Source organism: Barnesiella sp. B2-R-119, from assembly GCF_023656675.1.
GTDB lineage: Bacteria > Bacteroidota > Bacteroidia > Bacteroidales > Barnesiellaceae > Barnesiella > Barnesiella intestinihominis.
Window position 1 is genome coordinate 594,366 of record NZ_JAMOKL010000002.1, and the last position, 22,912, is coordinate 617,277.

17 protein-coding genes and 1 other RNA gene are annotated in these 22,912 nt (G+C 43.5%); 4 read left to right on the top strand and 14 right to left on the bottom strand.

Annotated elements, in window-relative coordinates; translation table 11 throughout:
* Positions 1-766: 766 nt before the first annotated feature.
* Together NBH06_RS05765 and NBH06_RS05770 are read right to left on the bottom strand one after the other, a co-directional pair.
* The gene (locus tag NBH06_RS05765; RefSeq protein ID WP_502800948.1) at positions 767-1,741 is read right to left on the bottom strand and encodes a DUF3871 family protein; all 975 of its coding nucleotides are present in this window, start codon (positions 1,739-1,741) and stop codon (positions 767-769) included.
* Between the two features lie 34 nt (positions 1,742-1,775).
* Positions 1,776-2,666 carry an AAA family ATPase gene (locus NBH06_RS05770; RefSeq protein ID WP_250793263.1) on the bottom strand — a complete coding sequence of 297 codons (891 nt, stop codon included), beginning with the start codon at positions 2,664-2,666 and terminating at the stop codon, positions 1,776-1,778.
* A gap of 51 nt (positions 2,667-2,717) precedes the next feature.
* On the opposite strand from NBH06_RS05770, the gene NBH06_RS05775 reads away from it, so the two are divergent.
* On the top strand, positions 2,718-3,329 hold the full coding sequence (locus tag NBH06_RS05775; RefSeq protein ID WP_250793265.1) for a hypothetical protein: 612 nt from the start codon (positions 2,718-2,720) through the stop codon (positions 3,327-3,329).
* 67 nt (positions 3,330-3,396) lie between these two features.
* Here the strand turns inward: NBH06_RS05775 and NBH06_RS05780 are convergent, their stop codons facing one another.
* The 7 genes from NBH06_RS05780 to NBH06_RS05810 all read right to left on the bottom strand — a co-directional run bounded on the left by NBH06_RS05780 (position 3,397) and on the right by NBH06_RS05810 (position 9,711).
* Complete coding sequence (locus NBH06_RS05780; protein ID WP_250793371.1) at positions 3,397-3,666, bottom strand: hypothetical protein; 270 nt, start codon at positions 3,664-3,666, stop codon at positions 3,397-3,399.
* Positions 3,667-3,873: 207 nt separating this feature from the next.
* The gene (locus NBH06_RS05785; protein ID WP_250793267.1) at positions 3,874-5,073 is read right to left on the bottom strand and encodes a site-specific integrase; all 1,200 of its coding nucleotides are present in this window, start codon (positions 5,071-5,073) and stop codon (positions 3,874-3,876) included.
* Between the two features lie 251 nt (positions 5,074-5,324).
* Positions 5,325-5,722, bottom strand: a transfer-messenger RNA (tmRNA) gene (ssrA, locus tag NBH06_RS05790).
* A gap of 96 nt (positions 5,723-5,818) precedes the next feature.
* Complete coding sequence (locus NBH06_RS05795; protein WP_021892694.1) at positions 5,819-6,187, bottom strand: MmcQ/YjbR family DNA-binding protein; 369 nt, start codon at positions 6,185-6,187, stop codon at positions 5,819-5,821.
* A 19-nt stretch (positions 6,188-6,206) separates the two neighbouring features.
* On the bottom strand, positions 6,207-7,328 hold the full coding sequence (locus tag NBH06_RS05800; RefSeq protein WP_046413090.1) for a DNA polymerase III subunit: 1,122 nt from the start codon (positions 7,326-7,328) through the stop codon (positions 6,207-6,209).
* A 15-nt stretch (positions 7,329-7,343) separates the two neighbouring features.
* Positions 7,344-8,300: a methylenetetrahydrofolate reductase [NAD(P)H] gene (gene metF / locus NBH06_RS05805; RefSeq protein WP_250793269.1), complete on the bottom strand. Its 957-nt coding sequence runs from the start codon at positions 8,298-8,300 to the stop codon at positions 7,344-7,346.
* Between the two features lie 658 nt (positions 8,301-8,958).
* Positions 8,959-9,711 (bottom strand): NigD1/NigD2 family lipoprotein, encoded by a 753-nt coding sequence (locus tag NBH06_RS05810; protein ID WP_021892697.1) that lies wholly within the window; start codon positions 9,709-9,711, stop codon positions 8,959-8,961.
* 161 nt (positions 9,712-9,872) lie between these two features.
* On the opposite strand from NBH06_RS05810, the gene NBH06_RS05815 reads away from it, so the two are divergent.
* From NBH06_RS05815 to nhaC, 3 genes are all read left to right on the top strand, one after another.
* Positions 9,873-10,433, top strand: a complete 561-nt coding sequence (locus tag NBH06_RS05815) for an RNA polymerase sigma factor (protein ID WP_046413092.1) — start codon at positions 9,873-9,875, stop codon at positions 10,431-10,433.
* Positions 10,420-11,697 carry an outer membrane beta-barrel protein gene (locus NBH06_RS05820; RefSeq protein WP_250793271.1) on the top strand — a complete coding sequence of 426 codons (1,278 nt, stop codon included), beginning with the start codon at positions 10,420-10,422 and terminating at the stop codon, positions 11,695-11,697. Before NBH06_RS05815 ends, NBH06_RS05820 begins: the two co-directional genes overlap by 14 nt.
* Before the next feature lie 218 nt (positions 11,698-11,915).
* Complete coding sequence (gene nhaC, locus NBH06_RS05825) at positions 11,916-13,400, top strand: Na+/H+ antiporter NhaC (protein WP_250793273.1); 1,485 nt, start codon at positions 11,916-11,918, stop codon at positions 13,398-13,400.
* 56 nt (positions 13,401-13,456) lie between these two features.
* On the opposite strand, the gene NBH06_RS05830 is transcribed toward nhaC, so the two are convergent.
* The 5 genes from NBH06_RS05830 to NBH06_RS05850 all read right to left on the bottom strand — a co-directional run bounded on the left by NBH06_RS05830 (position 13,457) and on the right by NBH06_RS05850 (position 22,901).
* Entirely contained in the window at positions 13,457-13,693 is a 237-nt protein-coding gene (locus NBH06_RS05830) for a putative signal transducing protein (RefSeq protein WP_008861561.1), read from the bottom strand.
* A gap of 157 nt (positions 13,694-13,850) precedes the next feature.
* Entirely contained in the window at positions 13,851-14,795 is a 945-nt protein-coding gene (locus NBH06_RS05835) for a tRNA-dihydrouridine synthase family protein (protein ID WP_195632536.1), read from the bottom strand.
* A 504-nt stretch (positions 14,796-15,299) separates the two neighbouring features.
* Positions 15,300-16,970 carry a T9SS type A sorting domain-containing protein gene (locus NBH06_RS05840; protein WP_250793275.1) on the bottom strand — a complete coding sequence of 557 codons (1,671 nt, stop codon included), beginning with the start codon at positions 16,968-16,970 and terminating at the stop codon, positions 15,300-15,302.
* Positions 16,971-17,109: 139 nt separating this feature from the next.
* On the bottom strand, positions 17,110-20,856 hold the full coding sequence (locus NBH06_RS05845; RefSeq protein WP_250793278.1) for a LamG-like jellyroll fold domain-containing protein: 3,747 nt from the start codon (positions 20,854-20,856) through the stop codon (positions 17,110-17,112).
* 116 nt (positions 20,857-20,972) lie between these two features.
* Positions 20,973-22,901 (bottom strand): Ig-like domain-containing protein, encoded by a 1,929-nt coding sequence (locus tag NBH06_RS05850; protein ID WP_250793279.1) that lies wholly within the window; start codon positions 22,899-22,901, stop codon positions 20,973-20,975.
* Positions 22,902-22,912: the final 11 nt, after the last annotated feature.

The following is a 22,912-nucleotide window of genomic DNA, read 5'->3' on the forward strand; positions in this document are numbered from 1 at the left end:
AAGGTGCAGACTTTACCTGTTGCTATTCTGAGGTATCGCCAAACACCTATAACCATACAACAAGGAAAGCCCACACCCTATGGAGGGAGCATTCACTCTCATGCCGTGATGGTTATATTCCTCTAATTGGCGATTTTCAGAATACATCAAGCAGAAGCAAACACTTCTTTTCTAATATGACTTGTTAAACTTTTATTTCATTGTCCCGTTATTTGTTTGTTTCCACAAAGTTACGATTATTCGGAAACAAACAATACTCTGACAACTACTTTTTTCAAAGTAAACTAAGACATATCAGACTCCATAGGAATGGGCCGTTCCTTAAACTATATGCAAAAGTACTCTTATTCCTCGTAAAAGTAGGGTATGTAACCCTTTCTTAAAAGGGCACAACCTGTTAGCTTGAAAAAATCTAAATCGAGGTATGGGCTGTTTCCGGTCCACATCTTTGCCAGAATGCGGAGAACTATCCATATGATGATTAGTTATCCAACTACTCTCGATAAGGACATACTTTTTCACAATTATTACCTGATACACTAAACAAACAGTGTCAGGAAGAGGAAAAGGATATTGATATTATCAGCATTCCCAGACTCATTAAAGCCAATCCTCTTCCTGACCATAATAGATAACCTCTTTTTTAAGGGAAAATGTACACCTAACCCAGTCTTTATATATAAAAATTTGGGGTTAGATGTACAAATCAGGATTTCCTACCATAATGGATAGGTTCTTTCAGAACCTCTTTATGACCAGTCATTTTCTATTGAATGAACCAAGTGTATTCCCCCTCTCCATGCAAGGCTTGGTTCAGCCCTTCCGAAAGCCGAGTGGCATGGTAAGCCCGATCCAAAAAGTTATCTATGTAGGAAGATTTGTTTGCCCCCGTAAGCAAATTATACACATTCCACATGCTGATTTCCTTACCATTGTCTGGAAGGGAAAAGTTATCATCTTGATAATATGCTCTCGCCACCAGCCCTATTTGGGTATCGGTCATAAGCATTGGGGGAAGTTTTTTCTTCTGCTCAGGTGGAAGATATTGGTATAATCTGCTCTTGCCCAAAAATTGGGCAAACTGCTGTTCTGTCATATAGTTGTCCTTGAAAGCGCCCATGTAATAAAGGTGCTTGGCCGCATTATACGATTGAAAGAGCTTTATTGCCGAAGTAAACAGTTCTTGGCTGCTCATTGCCCTCACTTCTGACTGGAAACCGTCTGTGCTGACACACATATTGCAGCATACCATGTTCTTGAAGCCTATGAAGAGTTTGAACTTTTCCATTCCCTTTTTGCTGTAAAGGTTCTCTTGGTTATAAGCCCTTACGCCGCCTACCGTAAGGTTGAGCCTGTTCCCGGCAATATCCTCGTGTATGGTGGGGATTTCAAAACAAAACATCATTCTCTCGTAATAGATGGTCTTGTCTTCTTCCAGCAAGTCTTTCGCGGGCTTGTGAATGGCTTCGGGTATTCTGCCCTTGATAATATGGCTTACTCGTATTTCAGGCATTCTGACTCTTTCATTAGGAAATACCTTGCCGGCTGCTTCCCATACAGTCTCTATAAAGCAGGGATGGGAAATAGTGATTTCATTGTCCTTGCTGAACACCGGAACGATACAATCTTCTTTCAGATGTTCAATCGTGACTTCTTGGGTATTGGCTTCAATGAAAGGTAGCCTTTTGACTTCTCTTCTTGACAAAATCGGTTCTACATCGACAATATCCTGTCGTGACATTCTTAATGTTTCGTTTTTCCTGCTTGGATAAATTTCATCTGACCTGACCGGCTGTAACTGTATCGTTTCCATATTTTACGAAATTGGGTGAATAATTGATTGGTTGATTGTTTGTTCTCTGGTCTTGAAGAAAGGCCTTCTTCTGCATAAAGTCAGAAGTGAGTTGCTGATACCACTCTGGATATTGGTGATAAACGGTGGTCAGTTCTTCAATGGATTGACTATTGTTTATCTTGCTTCTGATCATTTCGACGGTCACCCCGTCATTGCACCAGTCGAGAATGATCTGCCCAGTAGCTGGGGTAATCATAAAGTCGGGCTTGCCTGCAAAAAGGTTGGTCCTGTCCTTGCTCGCCATGCACTGGTGCTTCATGTTGATGTCGAATACGATGGTGAACTCATAATCTATTCCATCTCTCATGACGGCTTTCAAACCCACTTTTTCAGGCACCATCTTGCCATTCCTCTCGTTGAGCACATAGTCCTGTTTGCAACGCATGGTGCAGATGATGTGCCTGTCTGACTGCAATATCTTCTGCATGAAGGCGTTCATTCTGGGAGTAATCTTCTGCCAGTTGGTGAAACTGTTGCCGGGCAGACCGGCATGATATTCCAACAAATTGTCCCAGCATTGGGAGATGGAATCTAGGATAATGACTTGCATTCCTGCGTTTTCACAAATTTGTATGGCCTCGATGTAGCTCTCCGGTGTAAAATTGTCTTGAAGAGGAAGTACATTGTAATTTCCCAAATGTGCATACAGGTCTGCACTCCCGTTCTCCGAATCTATGACTGCGATCTTAGTCCAGTCTTGGCAGAGACCATTGGCTAAAAGTAGGGCTGAATAGGTCTTTCCTGACCCGGCACAGCCTTGAAGTGCTAGCTTTATCTTCGCTTGCTTTTTCGATGATTTTCTTAACTGCATAGTTTGTTTGTATAGAGAATTTTTTTAATTTTGTATTAAAAGATTTACATAATGGATACTGATACTATAACACTTGACAAACTCATCTCTGACGGAGAACTTATATTGTCTCAAATTTATAAAATCGAATATCCGAGTAATATTATATGTACGTTTGTGGATTATGAAATCCCCGAATATTGCAAATATGAACGATGGAAAAGTCTTGTGATAAGATTTTTATCTCTTAATTTTCCTGGTGATAGATGTATCAAAGATTTTGAAAATGCAGCTATTGAGTTGAAAAAGCAGCATAATTCTCCTGAAATATTTGAACGCATGATTGGTATTTTACAGTCATGTATATTATTCCCATCATTACCCCAAAAAGAAGAAACAAAACCAACTATTGATAAATCTGTAAATGTCAATGTTCATCAATCGCAGGATCAATCTCAGACTCAGAAGCAAGGTTTTGCCATAGACATTTTCCTTGAAGCTATTAAGGATGAAATAACAGGTAAACAACTTAAAGAATTAAAATCCATAGCTCAAGAGGAATCTAATCCAGAGAAAGCCAAATCCAAGATCCTCAATAAGGTGAAATCTTGGGGCGAAAGCATTTCAGCTAGTATTATAGCAAACATCATAACTAATCCGGTTATTTGGAATAAATTAGTATAGAATAAGAAAAGGTCAGAAGTCCTATCGTAGACAACTAACCTTTTTCTTTTGCTGCCAAGCTGTTGAATTATAGCACAGCTAAAACATGCGCACCTCCCTCACCTCGCTGATGAAGCATGAAAAACATTTCCCCGTCCTCAGGTGATACCACCTTTGAAATTACAGGGTCAGTAAGTAGACCTTTGTTGAATTTATCGCTTACCGCTCCTGTCTCGATACCAAAGACGATGAAACATTTCCCGCTTTGGGGGTTCTGTTTCACTTCGATCCTTTCCACTCCCTTTTTTGCTTTGAAGTCTGCAATAGACATGGTTTCAATAAATTTTAATCTTTCCATCATTTTTGATTTTAATCGTTGTGGGAGGGGACTATCCCCACCCTGAATGATGGGGCGGGTGTTTTGATGGTGTAACTCTTGCTCTTGATTATAAGATGGAAGAAAAAAATAAAAAAATTTTCAGTAAATTTAGTTATTCATTAATTAATCTGCATTAATGATAAGCCCCTATTTCCATCATTGGAAGTAAGGAGTATAGTTGATATCTCATTCATAACATTTTTCCACGTTCAACATTTCATGTTCTATCGAAGCATCTAATATTCTTGCATAATGCTGTGTCATTCTAATACTAGAATGGCCCAGCATTTTAGATACATTCTCAATAGAAACTTGATTAGCAAGAGTAACAGTTGTAGCAAATGTGTGCCGAGCGAGGTGAGTTGTCAAATCTTTATTAATACCCACTATACCAGCTATCTCCTTCAAATAAGCATTCATTTTTTGATTAGATAATACAGGAAGTAATTTCTCATCTTTATAAGGTAATGACGCATACTTATCAAGAATCTCTTTAGCAGGTTTCAATATGGGTATATGGCACATTACACTGGTTTTATGCCTCGCCTTTCTAATCCACAACCTACCATTCTCCTCCGCTATATCACTGGTAGTCAATGAATATACATCAATATATGCAAGTCCTGTATAACAGCAAAATAAAAACACATCTCTTACTTGTTCAAGCCTGACAATACTAAAATCCTTATCAGCAAGCTTTGTAAGTTCTTCTTGTGTGAGAAATCCCTTATCAACTGGTTCTATTTTTAATTTCAACTCCTCTATAGGAGAAGCAGTTATAAGTTTTCTTGAAACAGCTAAGTTTAATATTTTCCCAAGATTTCTAATATATTTTACTGTAGTATTATTGTTGTTATGCCTTACTGTCATCAAATAATGTTGATACTTTTGAAGTATTTCCACATCAATTTCACTAACAGCTAAATCTTCCACCTGATATCTGTACAGTAAAAACTCATGAAAAAGTTTCAAAGAGGTTTCATGTCTCTTATAAGTAGCCAATGCTACTGATATACCCACTAATTCTTCCAACTCTTGATTATGCTCAGCATAAAGAGCTAAAATACCAGTTTTAGGTTTGGGTGCATTAAGGTGCTTATATCTGTTTAAAATTTCTTTTGCACTTACCTGCTTACCCTCTCTCTGAATTTGAAGAGTCAAATCATGCAAAGTATATTCCATTTGATCAAGAAATGAATTTACTTGCTTGTTAACTAATGTATTTCCCTTTGCTCTACCCTTAGTTGCTACCCACTGGGTAGGCACCACACTTTTCCCTGTTGCAACTTCGGCTGAGAGCCTGTTAAATGTAACTCTTGCAAAGATAGATGCAGTTCCATCCTTCAAAAGTTTTTTCCTTTTAATAAAGAATAAAATTGATACCATATTACATCACTTTTAATTGTTGTCTTAATGATGCAAAGGTCTTAATAATTAGAGGATTAAACAAGTGCAAAATACTGAATATCAACGAAATACGATGAAACTAATTGGACTTTGAGATAGACTTTTTTAAGTCCAACGATATATCCAATTAAAAACTTTCCTTCATATTCATTTTAGTTCATTATCTTACATAGATTAAAATCCTGCAATTCAATAAGTTGCAGGATTTTTCATTTTTTTTCATCAAACTTTTGTGGAGCTGGAGGGATTCGAACCCTCGTCCAAACGAGGAACTAATGAGCTTTCTACATGCTTATCTTCGCTTTGATTGTCGGGTACAGACAAGACCGAAGCCACCAATCTGCACCTTAGTTTCTAAATTTTCATCATCAGCTCGAAACTGGCCTCTGACTATTTCCGATATTATTGCACCACCGTTTCGGAACGCTTCGGAACAACAGCAACCGGGTGATGTCTTGTCTCCACAACTGTTGCGGAGATTAAGCTAATCTACTGTACTTCGATTAAGCAGCAAGAGCGTAGTTATTTTCGCCAGTTAAATTTTTGTTGTCTGATATTATAGAGCGGGGCAACAACGCTCTGCATGCTTACCCACCACTTCTACCCGCTGTCAAAACCGGTCAGCCCCAGTGGTAGTTTCCCGGTGTTTTCTATCCGGGACGGCAAAGATAATATTTTTTCAATAGAAAAAGACCTGTTTTTTCAAAAAAATAGACATCTCTCTCTATAATAGTCTTTCCCGCTCCTTACGATTCAAACGCTTGACAACCATATCATAAGATTTTTTCACCAACGTCCTGACCATCTCGTCCGAAACATCTCGATTAAAGTAAACGCTAATCCAATGCCTTTTATTCATATGCCACCCCGGCTTTACTCCCATATAACGAGCCTGCAATTCGCCCGATTCCACCGGGTCGCACTTAATACAACAAAAATCGAACACTTCAACATTCACAAAACAAAACCATTTATCGCCCACATAGAAACACAAAACATCACGGCTATATCGGTCGGCAACATTCACGAAAGGCATCTTCTCTTCTACACCCTTCAACGAAAGACAATATTCCCTAAATTCTTCTACATTCATTTCACATCTCGACTCCTCATCAGCTTTTCAACAGCATAATAAGTTTTATAGATAGATCGAAAAGAACAATCTTGGCATTAGCATTCTGCCCGACATCATTTTCGGCATCGCTCAAATGTTTCATGATAGCCTGTACATTACGTTCATGAATAAACGGAGCGAAACGCGAAGAAAATTGAGCCTCTTCCCGATTCATATAGGTCAATGCAGGAACATGCAAATTATAGATGTAATTCTCACGTATCATTCGTTGGGCATAGGAAAGAAATCGACGCAAACGTTCGCGTCCCAAATCGGCCACTTCCTCGCTCCATATCTTCAAATCCTTTATTTTCCGAGCATAGGCCAATCGCATGACCTGTACAAAATAATCGAAAAACAATTTATTCTCCTCATTCAATTGAAGAGACTCGCAAGCCTTCAAATAATTACCCTCTGCGACATGGGCCACCGAAATAGCATCCTGCTCCGTTATCCCATACCGGCGTTGCAACGCCTCGGCTATAACCGACGTGGACAAAGATCGAATCTCGATAAGCTGCGAACGCGAACGTATAGTCCCCAGCACTCTATCGGGATTATTGCTGACTAACAAAAACACACTACCAGGATAAGGCTCTTCCAGCAATTTCAACAATTTATTGGAGCAAGTGTCGTTCATGCGTTCCGGCAGCCATATAATCATTATTTTATACGGAGATTCATAGCTCTTTAAAGACATCTTCCGCAAAATACTTTCACTCTCTTCTCCATAAATTACGGCCTGCTTGTTATCGGCATTAATATACCTCAACCATGAATCGATCCCGAAATAGGTATTCTCCTTCAAAAACTCAGTCCATTCGGGCAAATAATCGTCGCATATCCGTTTCTTCTTATCCACTTTGACCATCGGGAATACAAAATGCAAATCCGGGTGAGTCAAAGCCGTATGTTGCCGGCAAGACGGACATACACCGCAAGCATCCCCATTCTGACGATTCGTGCAATGTATATACCGGGCATAAGCCATAGCCATAGCAAATTTACCGACACCCTCCGGTCCACAAAGCAACTGGGCATGAGCCACATGATCATTGTCAACAGAACGTAAAAGTCTTCGCTTTACCTCCTCCTGTCCAATAACGTCTTTAAAAAACATTGCGCGATCCCTCCGTTAATAAACCGACTTCGCCACTTGATAAACACTATCGACCGCCATAAGCGAATAATAGTGAATACTGGGTACTCCCTTCGCTTTCAATTCGAGCGATTGAGCTGTACACCAATCTATCCCTACCTGCTTAACCTGCGAATCGTCTTTACACTTAACAATCTCCCGAACCAGCATATCGGGTATATCTACGTGAAATACACGAGGTAACAATGTCAATTGCAAAGCCTTCGAGATAGGTTTCAATCCCGGGACAATGGGTACGGTAATCCCTGCTGCCCGACAACGGTCTACAAACGAGAAAAACTTTTCGTTATCGAAAAACATCTGGGTAACTATATAGTCGGCTCCTGCATCCACCTTTGCCTTCAACCATTTCATATCCTCGTCGGGATTAGGAGATTCGTCATGTTTCTCGGGATAACCCGCCACTCCGTATGAAAATTGCCTTGTACTGACCAAATCCATTCGAGTGCCATCTATGAAATAACCCTCATTAAAACGATTCACCTGCTGCTCCAATTCAATAGCATGTTCATATCCACCGGAAGCAGCAATAAATCGATTCTCATGCTTAGCCTTATCACCTCTCAAAATAAGCAAATCGCATATCCCCAAAAAATTCAAATCTATTAAAGCATATTCTGTTTCGAGAGCTGTAAAGCCACTGCATATGAGATGAGGAACAGTGGGTATCTGATATTTATTTTTTATAGCTGCCGCTACCGCTACTGTACCGGGACGACTACGTTCCGAGACCCGGCGAAACAACCCATCGGGGGTATCCTTATAAACCAATTCACTGCGATGTGTGGTTATATTAATATATAACGGCGCAAATTCCCGTAGCGTGTCTATCGCTTTAAAAGATTTCTCGATACTGCTACCCTTTAATGGAGGCAATATTTCAAATGAAAATCCTGTACTCCCGCTATTCTTTATCAAATCGGAAACCTTCATTTATTTTTCATTTAATCGGGTATTAATCTAATACCTATTTTAATTCTTACCACTCGTACAACAATAGACAAAGATAGTGAAAGGTGAGCGCAGAGGCAAACGGGAATCTCATTTCCGAATTAGCTATGTCGAACCACATCCTATCTTCGTTATGACAAAGATAATGTAAACCAAGAGCAGAAACAAATTTATTTGGATATACCGAATACAGTCCATCTTTAACAAACTCGTCCGACACCGCAAACGAAAAATGTGAAAAGGATAAAACAAACAAATCCTTTTCCCCTTTTTGAATTATTCCTATCTCATTCTAATATAAGGAAATATCCGGGAACAGCGAATATTTGTTTACAGTCTCGCCAAAAATGTTAAAGACCGTATACATTTACGACTAAATCGATTTACATTAGTTAAAACAAATTAAATCCAAGAAAATTATTGTCTAAATATTATGTTTGAGAACATATTTACCCCTATATTTGCAATGTGTTTTTCATGGTATTAGATTTAAGGTTAACAAAGATTGGTTGTCGTGAGACAATCAATTTTTTTTGTACCTATCCAAAAAACTTATAAGCCTTTATTTCACAATAAAAAAAACCGGAAGCAAAATATCAATTCTGCTCCCGGCAATCAACACCTATTTACTTAACTATTTCTATCGGACATAAGTAGAAACACTCTTCTCCTGAGTTCCAGAAATTGCATCCTCTCCTGAATCCTCCTTCTCGAAATCACAAGTACGAACTTCCGTTCCATAAGGACTACGTACTTTTATTTTCAACCCTTTCAAATCGGGATTTTCCAGTTTCAAATCCTCCAATCTAAACGAAGCCACCCCCCATAAAATATGGTCTATCTCAGGATCATTCAAACGATTATGACGCAACTCCAATTGTAAATAACCGTCTCCATCGGGATTAGGAGATAAAGAATAATTCCTAACCAAATTAATCATGTGTTTCTCGCGACCAAGACCACGCATTTCGAACTGAACCGTCAGATACTTATCGCTCGTCCACATATCCAACACATTCACAGGATCGTTACCGATACTATCGGTCGTTTCAGGAGTGATGGGAATAACATTCTTAACCAACACAGAATCTATATCATTGATAAGAATATAATAATCATATCCCTCCCGCTGTCCTTCGAGAAAAGAGAAGTTCACGATTACCCGTTTTCCATCTTTCAACAAATAATTAGGCAAACGACTGCCATTCGACGGGAAAAGTGTTTGCTTACTATCCAACTGGATATATGGCTCACTCCCGTCTTTTACGACCATATCGCCCACCGCATAGGAAAACGGAACGTATCCGCCATCGTCATCATCGTCACAAGACGACAGCCCGCACAATGTCACAACACCTAATAATCCTACCAATAAAAACTTTTTCATTTTCATATTCGTCTGTTTTTTAATTTATCCACTTTTATGAGGTAAACGTAAACCATTCAAAAATACTGCACCGAATTTTGTTAAAGAGTTAAAAACAATTTTTCTATCACCTATCATGCAGTATTTTTACATCGTTGCATTTAATAAATAACAGGAATCATCGAAAAATGAACGAAGCAGAGCTGGTAGAGTGTTGCAAGCGGAAAGATATGACGGCACAGAACGAGCTGTATCAACGCTATGCCGGTGAAATGTTCGCACTTTGTATCCGTTACTCCGGGAACAGAGATTTCGCCAAAGATCTTTTACATGACGGGTTCCTTAAAGCCTTTACCTCTTTGGATAAATTTTTCTACCGAGGCGAAGGCTCATTAAAAGCATGGTTGAGCCGTATTATGGTAAATACAGCATTAGAAGCGATTCGCAAGCAAACACAACATATCGAGCTCGACATCGAAACCGCTCCCGAAATAGCCGACCCGGAATATGAAGACGACGACAAAATCGTAAAAAACATACCTCAGGAAACGCTTCTTCGATTCATTTCGGAATTGCCGGACGGATACCGCACGGTATTCAATCTGTTCACATTCGAGAACAAATCACATAAAGAAATCGCAAACCTACTTCATATAAACGAAAAAAGCTCCTCATCACAATTACATCGGGCACGAACGATATTGATGAATCGAATTAAACAATATTGGGCACAATATGAAAACGGATAAAACTAAAAATTGGACAGACAGCTGGAAAGAGCAGCTCGATGAATATTCGGTTACTCCTCCGCCAGAAGTTTGGGAAGAACTTTCCAAAGAGCTCGCTCCACGTCGTATCCCCCTTCGGAAAAGAACCATTTGGTGGGCAGCCGCTTGTATTACACTTTTGTTATGTACTTTTATCGGGTTACAATTCCTCCGTCCGACTACCGACTTAAACAATCTCCCGCTTCAAACAAAAATATCCGGCTCGGAGCAAATGGAAGTATCTCGAATGCAAAATACTGTACCCTCGATAAAACAGAAACCACTCGATATAATAGCCCAATCTTATAAACCGATACGAGCACCGCAAACACCCGACCGTACCGATGTGGAAAACCATACGCCATCTCAAATAAACGAATCGCGACACATCGAACAACGGGAATCTTCCGAACCGGAAAAATCAACTCCGGAGAAAAAACGAGACAACGCACAGACTGGCTTATTTTCATCGAGAAATGAGAATACCAGCATGACAACCATACATACGCATACACAACCCAAAACCAAACCCAAAAGCACTTGGTCTTTGGGCGTATCTCTGGGGAATAACCTAATCGCGTCAGCCGACAATCGAAATGGATTCAGCAATTTAGCCCCTTATGCCTCTGCCGAAATGGCAAGTCTCCCCTCCGAAAAAAATCTTTCGAACTCCGAAGGGCCGGTGACAACACCCTACCAACATATCATGCTGCAAAATATCAATAGCCAACCCAAAACAGACATTAAACACCACTTTCCCGTATCGGTTGGAATTACAGTCCAGAAAGAACTGAACAATCGACTGGCATTAGAAACGGGACTTGTATATACCTATCTTTCGTCCGACTTGACTGCCGGAGGAGCTGCATACTATACACAAAACCAGCAACTACACTATTTGGGAATACCGTTAAAACTAAACTGGAATTTCTTAAAAAAGCGCTATTTCAATCTCTACCTATCGGGAGGCGGAATGTTGGAAAAATGTGTTCACGGAGAACTCTCCGCACAATACGAAATGAACAATCGTCCGCCGTTTTCCAACGACGAGACTCTGCACATAAACCAATTGCAATGGTCCGTATTGGCATCGGTCGGAATATCTTTCAAACTGGCATCGCATATAAGCCTCTATGCCGAACCCGGTATTGTTTATTACTTCGACGATGGATCGGACATCTCGACTATTCGTAAAGAAAAACCCTTTAACATCAATCTGCAAGCCGGACTTCGATTCAATTTCTGAATTTCCGCTCAATTTTTACACTTCTCTCCAAACAAAGCATTCCAATCTACATACCGTCGAAAAAGTAGAATACCGACAATCCTCTTTTTTATTCAAAAATGAATAAATATTTATATATACAATAATTACTGTTTATTTATTCAAAAATAGAAGAAAATAAAGGTAATATATATGCATTATGATTACCTTTGCAAGCTCGAATAAAAAGAAAAAATAATATGGACGAAAAAAACAAAATACCCACTCCCGTCATTTCACTGATTCCATTGTTCGTTCTTGTCGCACTGTTGGCTATGGTTATCCCTATCTTCGGTGGAGATGCCCTTTTAGGTGGAAGCCAAGTATCGCTTCTGATCGCTTCGTCCGTATGTGTAGGCATAGCCATGATAAAATACAATTATAAATGGAGTTCTCTCGAAGAAGGCATGGCTAAAAACATAAAGAAAGTGACACCGGCCATCATCATCTTGCTACTCATCGGAGCCATTTCCGGCACATGGATGCTCAGTGGCGTAGTTCCCACACTCATATATTACGGGTTACACACCCTCACCCCTCAGATATTTTTGGCATCTTGCTGTCTCATCTGTGCCATCGTTTCCGTCGTTACCGGGAGCTCTTGGACAACCATCGCCACCATCGGTGTCGCCTTGCTCGGGATAGGAAAGGCACAAGGATTCGAAGCCGGGTGGATTGCCGGCGCTATCATTTCGGGGGCTTATTTCGGTGATAAAATCTCTCCGCTATCCGATACGACAGTACTCGCTTCGTCCACCACCGGGACGAAACTTTTCACACACATACGCTATATGCTCGTCACGACAGTACCCTCGATAATCATTACGCTGATAATTTTTACGATTGCCGGATTCTTAAAGGGAAATGTCGCTCACGAACAAACAGCCCTGTTTGCCGATACATTAGCGCAAAAATTCAATTTATCGCCCTGGCTTCTCCTCGTTCCTGTCATTACAGGAATCCTTATACTCATAAAACTTCCCACCATTATCACACTGTTTATATCCTCGGTCATTGCAGGAATATGCATACTCATCTTCCAACCTCATATTCTCCTGCAAATCGCACAAGGTGAAACCCTAGACTTCACCACCGGATTCAAAGCCTTGATGACTTCCGTATTCGGCAGCACCTCTTTATCGACCGGACAACCCGAAATCGATGCGCTCGTCGCCACCCGGGGAATGCGAGGCATGATGGATACCATTTGGCTCATTATATGCGCCATGTGTTTCGGTGGTGTCATGTCGGCAAGCGGTATGATCCGTAGCATTACCGACGTTTTCGTCCGTTTCGTCCGTAAACCGAAAAGTGCCGTATGCTCCACCGTCGCCTCCGGACTTTTTTTCAACACTTGTACGGCCGACCAATACCTGTCCATCATACTGACCGGAAACCTCTTCAAAGAACTATATAAGAATAGAGGATTGGAAAGCCGGCTCCTCAGCCGTACCGTGGAAGATTCGGTCACTGTAACATCGGTATTGATTCCGTGGAACTCTTGCGGAATGACACAAGCAACCGTTCTCGGAGTAAGCACTCTCACTTATCTGCCTTATTGCTTTTTCAATCTGCTAAGCCCGTTAATGTCTATGATCATCGCCTTTACCGGATTCAAAATTAAACAAACCTTTTCGTCCGAACTATCCGGGAATAATTCGAAACCGATAAAACAAGCGGCATAAAAGCTGTTTCGATTTTTATGGGTACTGAAAAAACGAAACAGGTTACTCAGCCCCTGCTACTTTTCCGATTCAGGAAGTTGTGTCGTACTTAAAATAGTATCGGCCTTCTCCACGTCTTCGGCAAAGACATTCAGCCTGATGGCTCCCACTTCCGAATTTGTCAAAGGCAAGACACTCGAAAATATCTCGTTGGACAAAAAACATGGAACTCCGTTTGTCTCCAATACATCTTTTACGATATTCGCTTCGACCGGAGAATCGAATGTACGATATAATACGATCTCTTTTTCCATAGGGCTCCAATTTTTAGTGACTTTTGTCAAAGATGGTGAAAGGTGAGCGCAGAGACAAACGGAAATTTCATTTCCGATCTGGCTATGCCGAACCGCATCCCATCTTGGACTTGTTTCAAAGATAACAATTTTTCTGTAAAATAGGTCGAAGGCAGTTTTAATTTTTTCCCTCCAACGAAGAAAAGAGCAAGTTTACGGCCTCTGTATAATCTTTTACATTCCGGGACTTCGATAAACGCTTTCTCAATCGCTTCTCCATATCTGGTAAAAGATACTCCCAAAACGACATCATACGAGTCAACAACTGATGTTCTCCTTGCAATAGAGTTTTATAATCGGTAAAAACACGCTCGTGCAACGAAGCCACCCTGCAATAAAAGTTCTCACTCGAAAAATTTTCATTTCCATATTCCTCTGCCAGCCACGGTTTCGCCAATAATCCTCTGCCGACCATAAGCCCCGACAACCGGGGAAACTCCCGCTCCACGGCAACCATCTCCTCTACCGTGGTCAAGTCTCCGTTATAAACCAACGGAATAGGACAAGCATCGTAAAACCGACCGAAAGATTCCATATCCACACAACCCTTGTACTGCTGTTTCCCCAGTCGGGCATGAAGCGTGATTTGCCGCAAAGGCAAACTTTCAAGCAGAGGTAATAGCCTCAATGCCTCCGAAGGCTCCTCCCACCCCAATCTCATCTTCACCGAAAATTCCAAAGAGTCATACGATTCCAAAGGCCGCAACAATCGCTCTACCTCGTCAGGGAACGGCAATATACCCGACCCCTTATGACGATAAGCCAATATCGGGAAAGGACACCCTAAATTTATATCGACCCGAGTATAGCCAAGAGAAGCCATACAATCCACAATACGTCTCAGTTCATCGGACTCTGAGGCTATCGCCTGCGGAACGACCGGCACACCCCGGTTGTTTTCAAAGTCTATATCTCGTAAATCCTTCCGTCGGAAATCTCCCTTCTCGATTCTCACAAAAGGGGTATAATAAGCGGCGATGCCACCGAATAAAGCGGCATGTGCCTTACGATAAACCACATCGGTATAACCTTGCAATGGAGCAAAATACACAGGTAATGACATATGGCGAAAATAATACAAATTGAATACAAAAACAAATTCGGCGGACTGCCGAATAAAAATACCTCTTTTACCCCTCTTCCTCTGTGTCGCTTATAAAATCAGTGTAAGGGGCAAAAGCGGAATACATCTCAACCTCTCCCATGTCCTGTGGCATTACAGGGCATTCACCCCCTCCTCACCCTGCCGTGTCCCGCGGCATGGCGGGGTGGCACGAAGCAAAATATAGGAGAGACGGTACGTAGTAACGGAGAAGCCGAAACAACAATAGAACAAAGATGTCTCACTCCTCACCCTGCCGTGCCCCGCAGCATTGCGGGGTGGCGCAACACAAAATATAGGGGAGGTGGCCGAAGGACGGAGGGGTTAAAACCTGCAATCAAAAAACTCTTATGTAATCTTCTCAACCCCTCCGTCAAAAAAAGGGGAGTGCCATAGTTGCACTCCCCTTCCCTATTTACAAGTTTATCGAATAAAAAATTCTACTATCGACCGAGAAATCGGCTCTTACTTCCGAATCAGTTTATGGCAAGAGCTGTCGCCGTCTTTCTCCAACTTCAAGATATAGACACCCGAAGCAAGTCCCGACAAACGAATTTCGGTCTCACCCGTTCCGGCGACTTTCGAGAACACACAAGCTCCCGTCATGTTGAACACGCGAACCGATGTACCTGCGGCAACACCGCTCACCACGCAACTTTCTGCAAACGGGTTAGGATAAATTCTCACCCGGTCGGCCTGTTCTTCTTCCACGCCCGAAACATAATTGGTCTTTACGGAGATCGTCACATCTTGACGCATGGTATGGAAATACACGCCTTCCTCGAACAAAGCGGTTATATCCTCTTCGTTCAACATGACGGAAACCAATTCGTAACCGTCTTCGAGCACCGGTTCGGAAATCATCAGCATGGTTCCGTTCTTGATGTTCCCATCGGCCGGGACATCGGCCAAATCTCCACCGACATACACTTGTACATCTATGCTGCCACCCTCGATTTCATCGATAGTCAGTTTGAACATTTTATCGATTTCTTTGGCTTTTACAACAAGCATCACATCTTCTTTCATCGTCAGCGAATAGATACCATCTTTAAACTGATCCTTAATATCCGATCCGTTCAGCGACACATAAACCAATTCGTATCCTTCATCAAGTACCGGTTCATAAATTTTCAAGGTCGCATTTTCCGGTACTCTGCCACCGGCCGACACATCGGTCACTACCCCCTCATCTTCGAATTCCGCTTTTATCGTACCTCCCACGAAATCCTTAACCGTCAATCCATACGTTTTTTTTCGGATCGTCACGGTAACGTTCACATCGCCTTTCACCACATGGTTATACGTTCCTGAGAAAAACTGCTCCGTTATATCTGTCCCGTTCATCAATACGGAACCTACTTCATACCCTTCTTCGACTGTCGGCCACCACAAGATAAGCGTTTGCCCATCAAAAATCTTACCGTCCGACGGTACATCGCTCAAATCTCCTTTATCAGAAATAGCCACCCGCATACTACCATGCTCGAACGGTTCCACCGTCAGACGATAGGCTTTCTGGAAGGCCGCCGTAATTGAAGTGTTTTTCTTCAATACGAACTTATACTCATTGTTCGCGAGTTGGCCGGTTACATTTTCATCGTTCACGACGAGAGAAAGCAAATCGCATCCGCTGTCCGGAATAACTTTCACCGTTATCTCCACATTCCCGTTCACACGAGTTCCCGTCGTCAACGGCTCTTCCGAACCCGCCGCATAAAGTTCTATGCGCCCGTTCAAGGAATAAGAGAAATCTACTTGGTAAAGAAGACCGAATTCCGCAGAAATCACAATATCCCCTTCGCCTTCGGGTATAACATACGTATATCCCGATCCCGATTTTTCGATTTCTTCCCCGTTCACCCGTACGGCAACCAACGGCAATTTGGTCGGATTATCAGAATAAGCATCGATGATAAGCGTAGTACCCACGTCTACTTGCTGCCCCGACTGCACATAACTCGGGAAAAAAAAACCCGCAGGCCTATAAGCCACCTCCAAATGAGTACCGGGCTCTGCCGGAGCCTCGATAATCACTTTACGACTCGCCGCATTCAACTGCGCATCCTGTGCGCTCAAACTACAAAACAAAAAACAAAACAGTGTAGATAAAAAAATCGAATAACTCTTTTTCATGATATATTAATATTAAAAATAATCGCAAAAAAAATAAATTTTCTACCGATTAAAAATTTGTTAAAAGGACCGAACCCTAAATGATAGGGCTCGGTCCGCTATTGAGATCACCCTCTTAAAAAGAAAGTGAGAGATTACATCAACGATTCAACACTTTGACCGTACGAACCACCTTGCCCTCTTTCATCACCTTCACCACATAAACGCCTTTGGCTCCGAGAGAGATGCTCATGTTTTGACCGGCTACGACAGCGGCATCTTTCTGTGCGACAAGCATTCCCGAGGCATTGTACATGCCCACTTGGTAGTCTCCGTCCTCGGCAAATTCTACAAAGAGAATACCCTCTACGGTATACGTGCGCAACTCACCGGCCATGCTCTCTTCTACACCGTCTACATCGCCTACTTTGAATACAGGATAGCTCTTGGTATCGGCCCCGAGCGTATTTTCAAGAGTCAGAGTAACCGTATAATCGCCCGGTTTGCTATAAGTCAGTTTCGTGGAACCTTCGAGGTCGGTACCGGTCGATTCGCTGAGGACACCGCGTTTGGCTGTCCAAGTCGGACGAGTCTCTACCTTGAAAGTGGATCCCGGCACAAACGGACAACCTGAGATATACAGAGGATTCTGAGCGACTTGACGACCGGCGCCTTCACTACCAAGAGCTTCCGTCTTGAACGAACAGGCTTTAGCCCCTGCAACCGAACCTTTGGCTGCAAAGTAGTGGTCTTCATCGGCATCGGTTTCGAAATCCCAGTAAGCCATCACTTCTTGGGGAAGGCTGTTGGCATCCAGACCGTTCTTCACGTTTTGCACTTGCTCGGGAGTCATGGCTCCGTTCCAAACCAACAGATCGTCGATAATACCATTATTGAAAACAGGTTCCGATCCACGGCCTCCGGCAAAACAGAACCAATCTGAAGTCGTGATAGAATAATTCACATTAGCCCATGTTTCGGTCGTACCCGAAGCTCCATCTAAAACCCACGTTGACTCTTGGAGCACACCGTTCAGATAAAATTTGGAGCGGAATTGCGACTGGTCGTTATACTCGAATGTCAATACCACGTGATTCCATGCATTGGGTGTTACGACTGCGTTGGGGAACGTATATTTCAACTCGGGAGCGCCATTGTACGTAGCGGTCCGGAAGGTATAACTGTTAAGTTTACCCGTAGATGACAAGTCAGACCACATCCAGCCCCAGTTGTTCACCGGCCATGCGCTCGATGCGCGATTTTCCACACTGAAGAAACAAGACCCTTCGGGTATCGAAGTGAAACGAACCCAAGCCGACACGGAGAACGTTTGACCGTTACCGATAGACAAATCGGACATTCTTCCGCCTACCCAACCTTCATTGATCTCGATACCGCGCGAAGAAGCTCCATTGGCTTTCCTTCCGGTATAGCCCAACGTCAGCGCCTCGTCCACGTCGATCTTCACATCATCTTCTGCCACAGCTTCCCCGCCGATAGTCAGCGATTGAATCTCGGGCAACGCACCCACGGCTTCGCTGGTAATCTGCACATAGTAACCATAAGTGGTCGTTTCGCCGCCGCAAATAACTTGCAGATCATAACCGCCTATTTCTTTAATACCTTCCGATACGGTAAATACAGTCGTATTGCTTACCTTTTTTACGACCTCACCGGTGCTGTTGAGCAATTTCCAGTCGGCAGCGGCGTGACGGGGATCGACATACGAAATTTCAAAGCTCTCGCCCGGCTTGATGGTAGTTTTATTTATCTGTATATCGTCGGTAACCGTATATTCGCCCATACTCATATAATCGCTCCATGCGATCTCGGAATCGGACTTCATATCGACCGAAACGGCTGCGACACCGAAACGAATCTCCTGTTCGCCCTGCAAATCGGTAGGAACAGAGAAATACATACCGGCCCAAGAAGTAGTGATACCCATGAATTGAGGCTCACCACCTTTTTGTTGAGCATACAGTTTGAACATCGAAGCATTCACGTCGAGGTTATAAACCGGCTCACCCGGCAATTTGTCGTTATCCATGTTAAAGATCACCTTACCATCTACACCTTTGTAGTGAGATGCAAGAACTTTGGCAATCTTAATCTCGGGAGCCGCCGGTGTAGGCATAGCACCGCGGGTGATAGAAAATTCACCGAGGTATAAGTCGAGGTTCTTGGCATTTTCGAAATGGAGGGCAATCATAGCGATTTCCTTACCGGCCAACATAGCCAAAACACCACTCACTTTAAACGTCTTTTCCACCCACACTTCATCGTCGGCCTCATCGGCGACAGTCAATACCTTGAAACCGCTCTCGCGCAAAATCGTTTGCTCGTCGCCTTTGGCAGAAAGTGCCAAATTAACATCGGCCTGACCGCCTACCAATTTGTAACGAACCGTAATCACATCGCCTGCGGACAAAGCGAACTCGGTCTTGAACAAATGCAAATACTCATTGTCCACAGAACCGAAGAGGCGCAGACACGAACCGCCTACATAGGCATCGTCGTAAGTAAACTTGGCCTCCAAGCCATTTTCCACTACCTTGTCGGCCGTTTTACCCATAAAATCGGATGCAAACCACCAACGCCAAGTAGGCAAATAGTCCTGTACACCGATATTGTACCATTCGTTATCGTTCTGACGTTCGCCCATCCAGTTCAAGAAACGACCGTTACCCAAATTGAAATAAGAAATAAACGGTTCCTCGGAAAGATCCCATTTGAGCGAACTGCGTGCCGTCATGAAAGCCGACATACCGAACCACTTGTCATCGGGGTGATGGTTACCACGATTGTAAACCTCGATTTTATCGATGGGATTGCGGTTACCGTTGGTAAAGAACTGCTCGATCAGATGTTGATAATATGTTTGCTTGGCTACATCTGTACTACCGTTATTGGCACGGTCGGCCCACAACATATTATAATCGTGAGCGCCCCACAGACCGATAGAGAGATTATAGTCTTTGAGAGTTCTCCACGTAGAAGGATCACCGCCCTGCATGTTGAAGCCGGCATAAAGATCGAGCGAACTGCGACCGGGGGCATAGGTATCTACAGTAGATTGGGTCAACCCTCCCAATACTCCATGCCAATTGTAATTGAGAAAAAGCGAGGTGCGGATATGCTCGCCATCGCCGAAGGTATCGTTGTTATGATTACCGAGACCACTATCGAAAGTAATCTGTCCATTATCATTGGTTCCATCGTACCAGAAGTTCTCGACCACCGGGTTACCTTTTTCCGTAAGGTATTTGTGAACTGTCTCGTGCAATGCACGCAATCCCGACAAAATAAAAGAAGAACCTGTACTGAACTCCGAGTTATAGCCTAAACCGTCCACACCATGATAATGGAGGAATTTAGCCACTTTCTCTGCCTCTATGCCCACCAACGTGGAAAAACCAGAGGACCACTCTGAACTTATACCTCCCCAAGGAACGGAAGCCACACCCGAAACACCTACACCATTTTTATGGGCGACATCGGCGAATCCACCGGGGACCCACCCGTGTGGAGCCGTCCAGTCTCCGTAATGAGTAACGTATGACCAAGTACTGAAAGCCTCGGAATCGAACTTACCGTTAGGACGCGCATTGGTGTTACCATTGCTGGCATTTCCTACCGGAACCCAGAAAACGAGTTTTCTGTCGTTGGCCTCGGTGAGCGTCTCGTCGATCTGCGTGGCCGCATTGCGAAAACGTTCTTTGGGTTTCACACGGGAAACATAAAAGTTCTCGTCCTCGAACAAATCTTCGCCGGGAACCCAACTACTAACATACTGACCGAGTTTCGAACTCTCCGGCCACGTCATGTAATCTTCTTTCAATTCTTGTGCTTGCGAAGAAAATGAAAGAACTAAAATTCCAGATAATAAAAATAGATTTTTTTTCATGGAAAATTTTTTTTGGTTAATAAAAATTTGAATTATTCTCAAAAAGTTTTTTCTATCTTCAAGTTCCGCGGAGAGGAGGCGTTTTAGCGGCCTCCTATCCCGAAACGACTCTTTTTTTACAACACCACGACACTATCGGCTTCGATAGAGAGAGTGCGACTTCCCACATTACCCGTAATCGAGAACGAAACGGTTGTCTCGTCGCCGCTGCCCGAGATATCCATGCGGCCCATCACCTCGGCCCGAGCTCCGTCTATATCGACTACCGTACCGACAGGAATATCGTAATGTCCTGCATAACCGCCACCCTTATAGGCATCGGTCAACGTAAGCATGATTTGCCCATAACCCGATGTGGGCGAAATGAACACTACCAAATCGCCGCCCTCGTCATAAACCACCGAGTTTTCTTTCACGGTGTTGGAGGCGTTCAATTCCAAATCGACAGGTAGAGCGATCACTTTCACCTCGGCCTTCTCGGACGATACGCCAGCCACCTCGGCAGTAACGTCTGCCTTACCGGCCTTAATACCCGTAATCGTCCCCTGTGTGTTATCGTCGCCGGCTTGCTCGGCAGTGAGCACATCGGTAGCAGATGAAGTCCAAGTCACGTCATAAGGATTCTCTCCTCCCGACAAAGTTTTGGCATCGATACCCCATTGCACAGTCTGTCCCTCGAAAAGAGTACGCGCATTACCCGATTTCCACAAAACAGACAAGATACCCTCGGTGACACTCACCGGAACCCTTTTTTCCTTGCCGTTGGCCGTAAGAACCAGCTCGGTCTCGCCCAATGCGAGTCCCCTCAGCTCTATGACATTACCGTTATATTCACCCACTTGAACTTTGGAAGGATCGACTGCCTTGACTACCGGCTTGTGATAAGCATAAGACGAAGCGGGAATCACTCCCGTCGTAAGTCTCAACACACTTCCCACAGGCATGGAAATCGGATCGTGGTCGACCGTAATTTCCTCCACCGGATAACGAGTCTTAAAGTCCTGCACACGGAACGTCGCTACGAACACCGTGTCGGGAGTAATACAATGGAATTCGGCTTCGCCTTCCTCCGAACCCGAGCGCAACGCAAGCACGGCATCGAATCCCTCTCCTTTCACATATTCCTCGGTCTTGCCCGTAATCAATACCCCATTACTCGAAACGACTTCCCAACGATAGGCATCGTAGCCCGCCTCGATATCCTCTTTGGCGCCCGACTGCACGTTCATGGCGATACGCACGGTATCTTCCGAATTGATGTCCATTTCGGCCTCGTACGTATAGGCAAAGTACATCGACAATACCTCCTTACTGGGACGGGTATTTATATAGGGCATATTTTCGAAACCTTTGCCATAGAAAGTAGCCAACAACTGGGGAGCCAACATGATATCGCAAGATGCCGACTTGGCCGTGGAAGCATCACCGATGGAAAGGGTGACTTTTCCCTTCCCCGAGGCACGGGGAGCTGCATAGTGCACGGCTACGAGACCTCTCACGGTGTCGATCGTCATCACCGGATCGAAAGCGGTTAGCCCTTCGAGAGTAGGAACCGGCTCATAATCATAAAGAAGTTCTTTGGGAGAAACAGAGAACAGCACCGAATCGTGGGCCGTATTGTAACTACGTTTCGAAGTCATTTCGGTGAAGGTGCTGTCGTTGGGAATACACATCACACCGTCGGGCAAATTGCGCGACACGGTAACGGTAGTAAGGGCATATTTGCCGTTCTCCAACATGGCTTTGAGCCGGGTCTCTTTTTCCTGACCGCCATCCAAAGCCACCACAGCGGTATCACCCAGCAAGGCAGCGACCGTCTGGTCTTCTATCGACCAAGAGACAGGAGTCTCGATCACTTTCCCACTCACATTGGTAACCGTCGCCGAAATCCTCACCGTATCGCCCAATTTCAAATTAATGTCCATGGGATCGATGGTAATATACACCTCGGTCGCACCGTCGAGCGTAGCTTCCTCCTCACATGCGGTGAACGAAGTCACACCGAGGAAGCTCGCCAAAAAGAATATAAAGCTATATCGTTTCATGTTTCAAATGT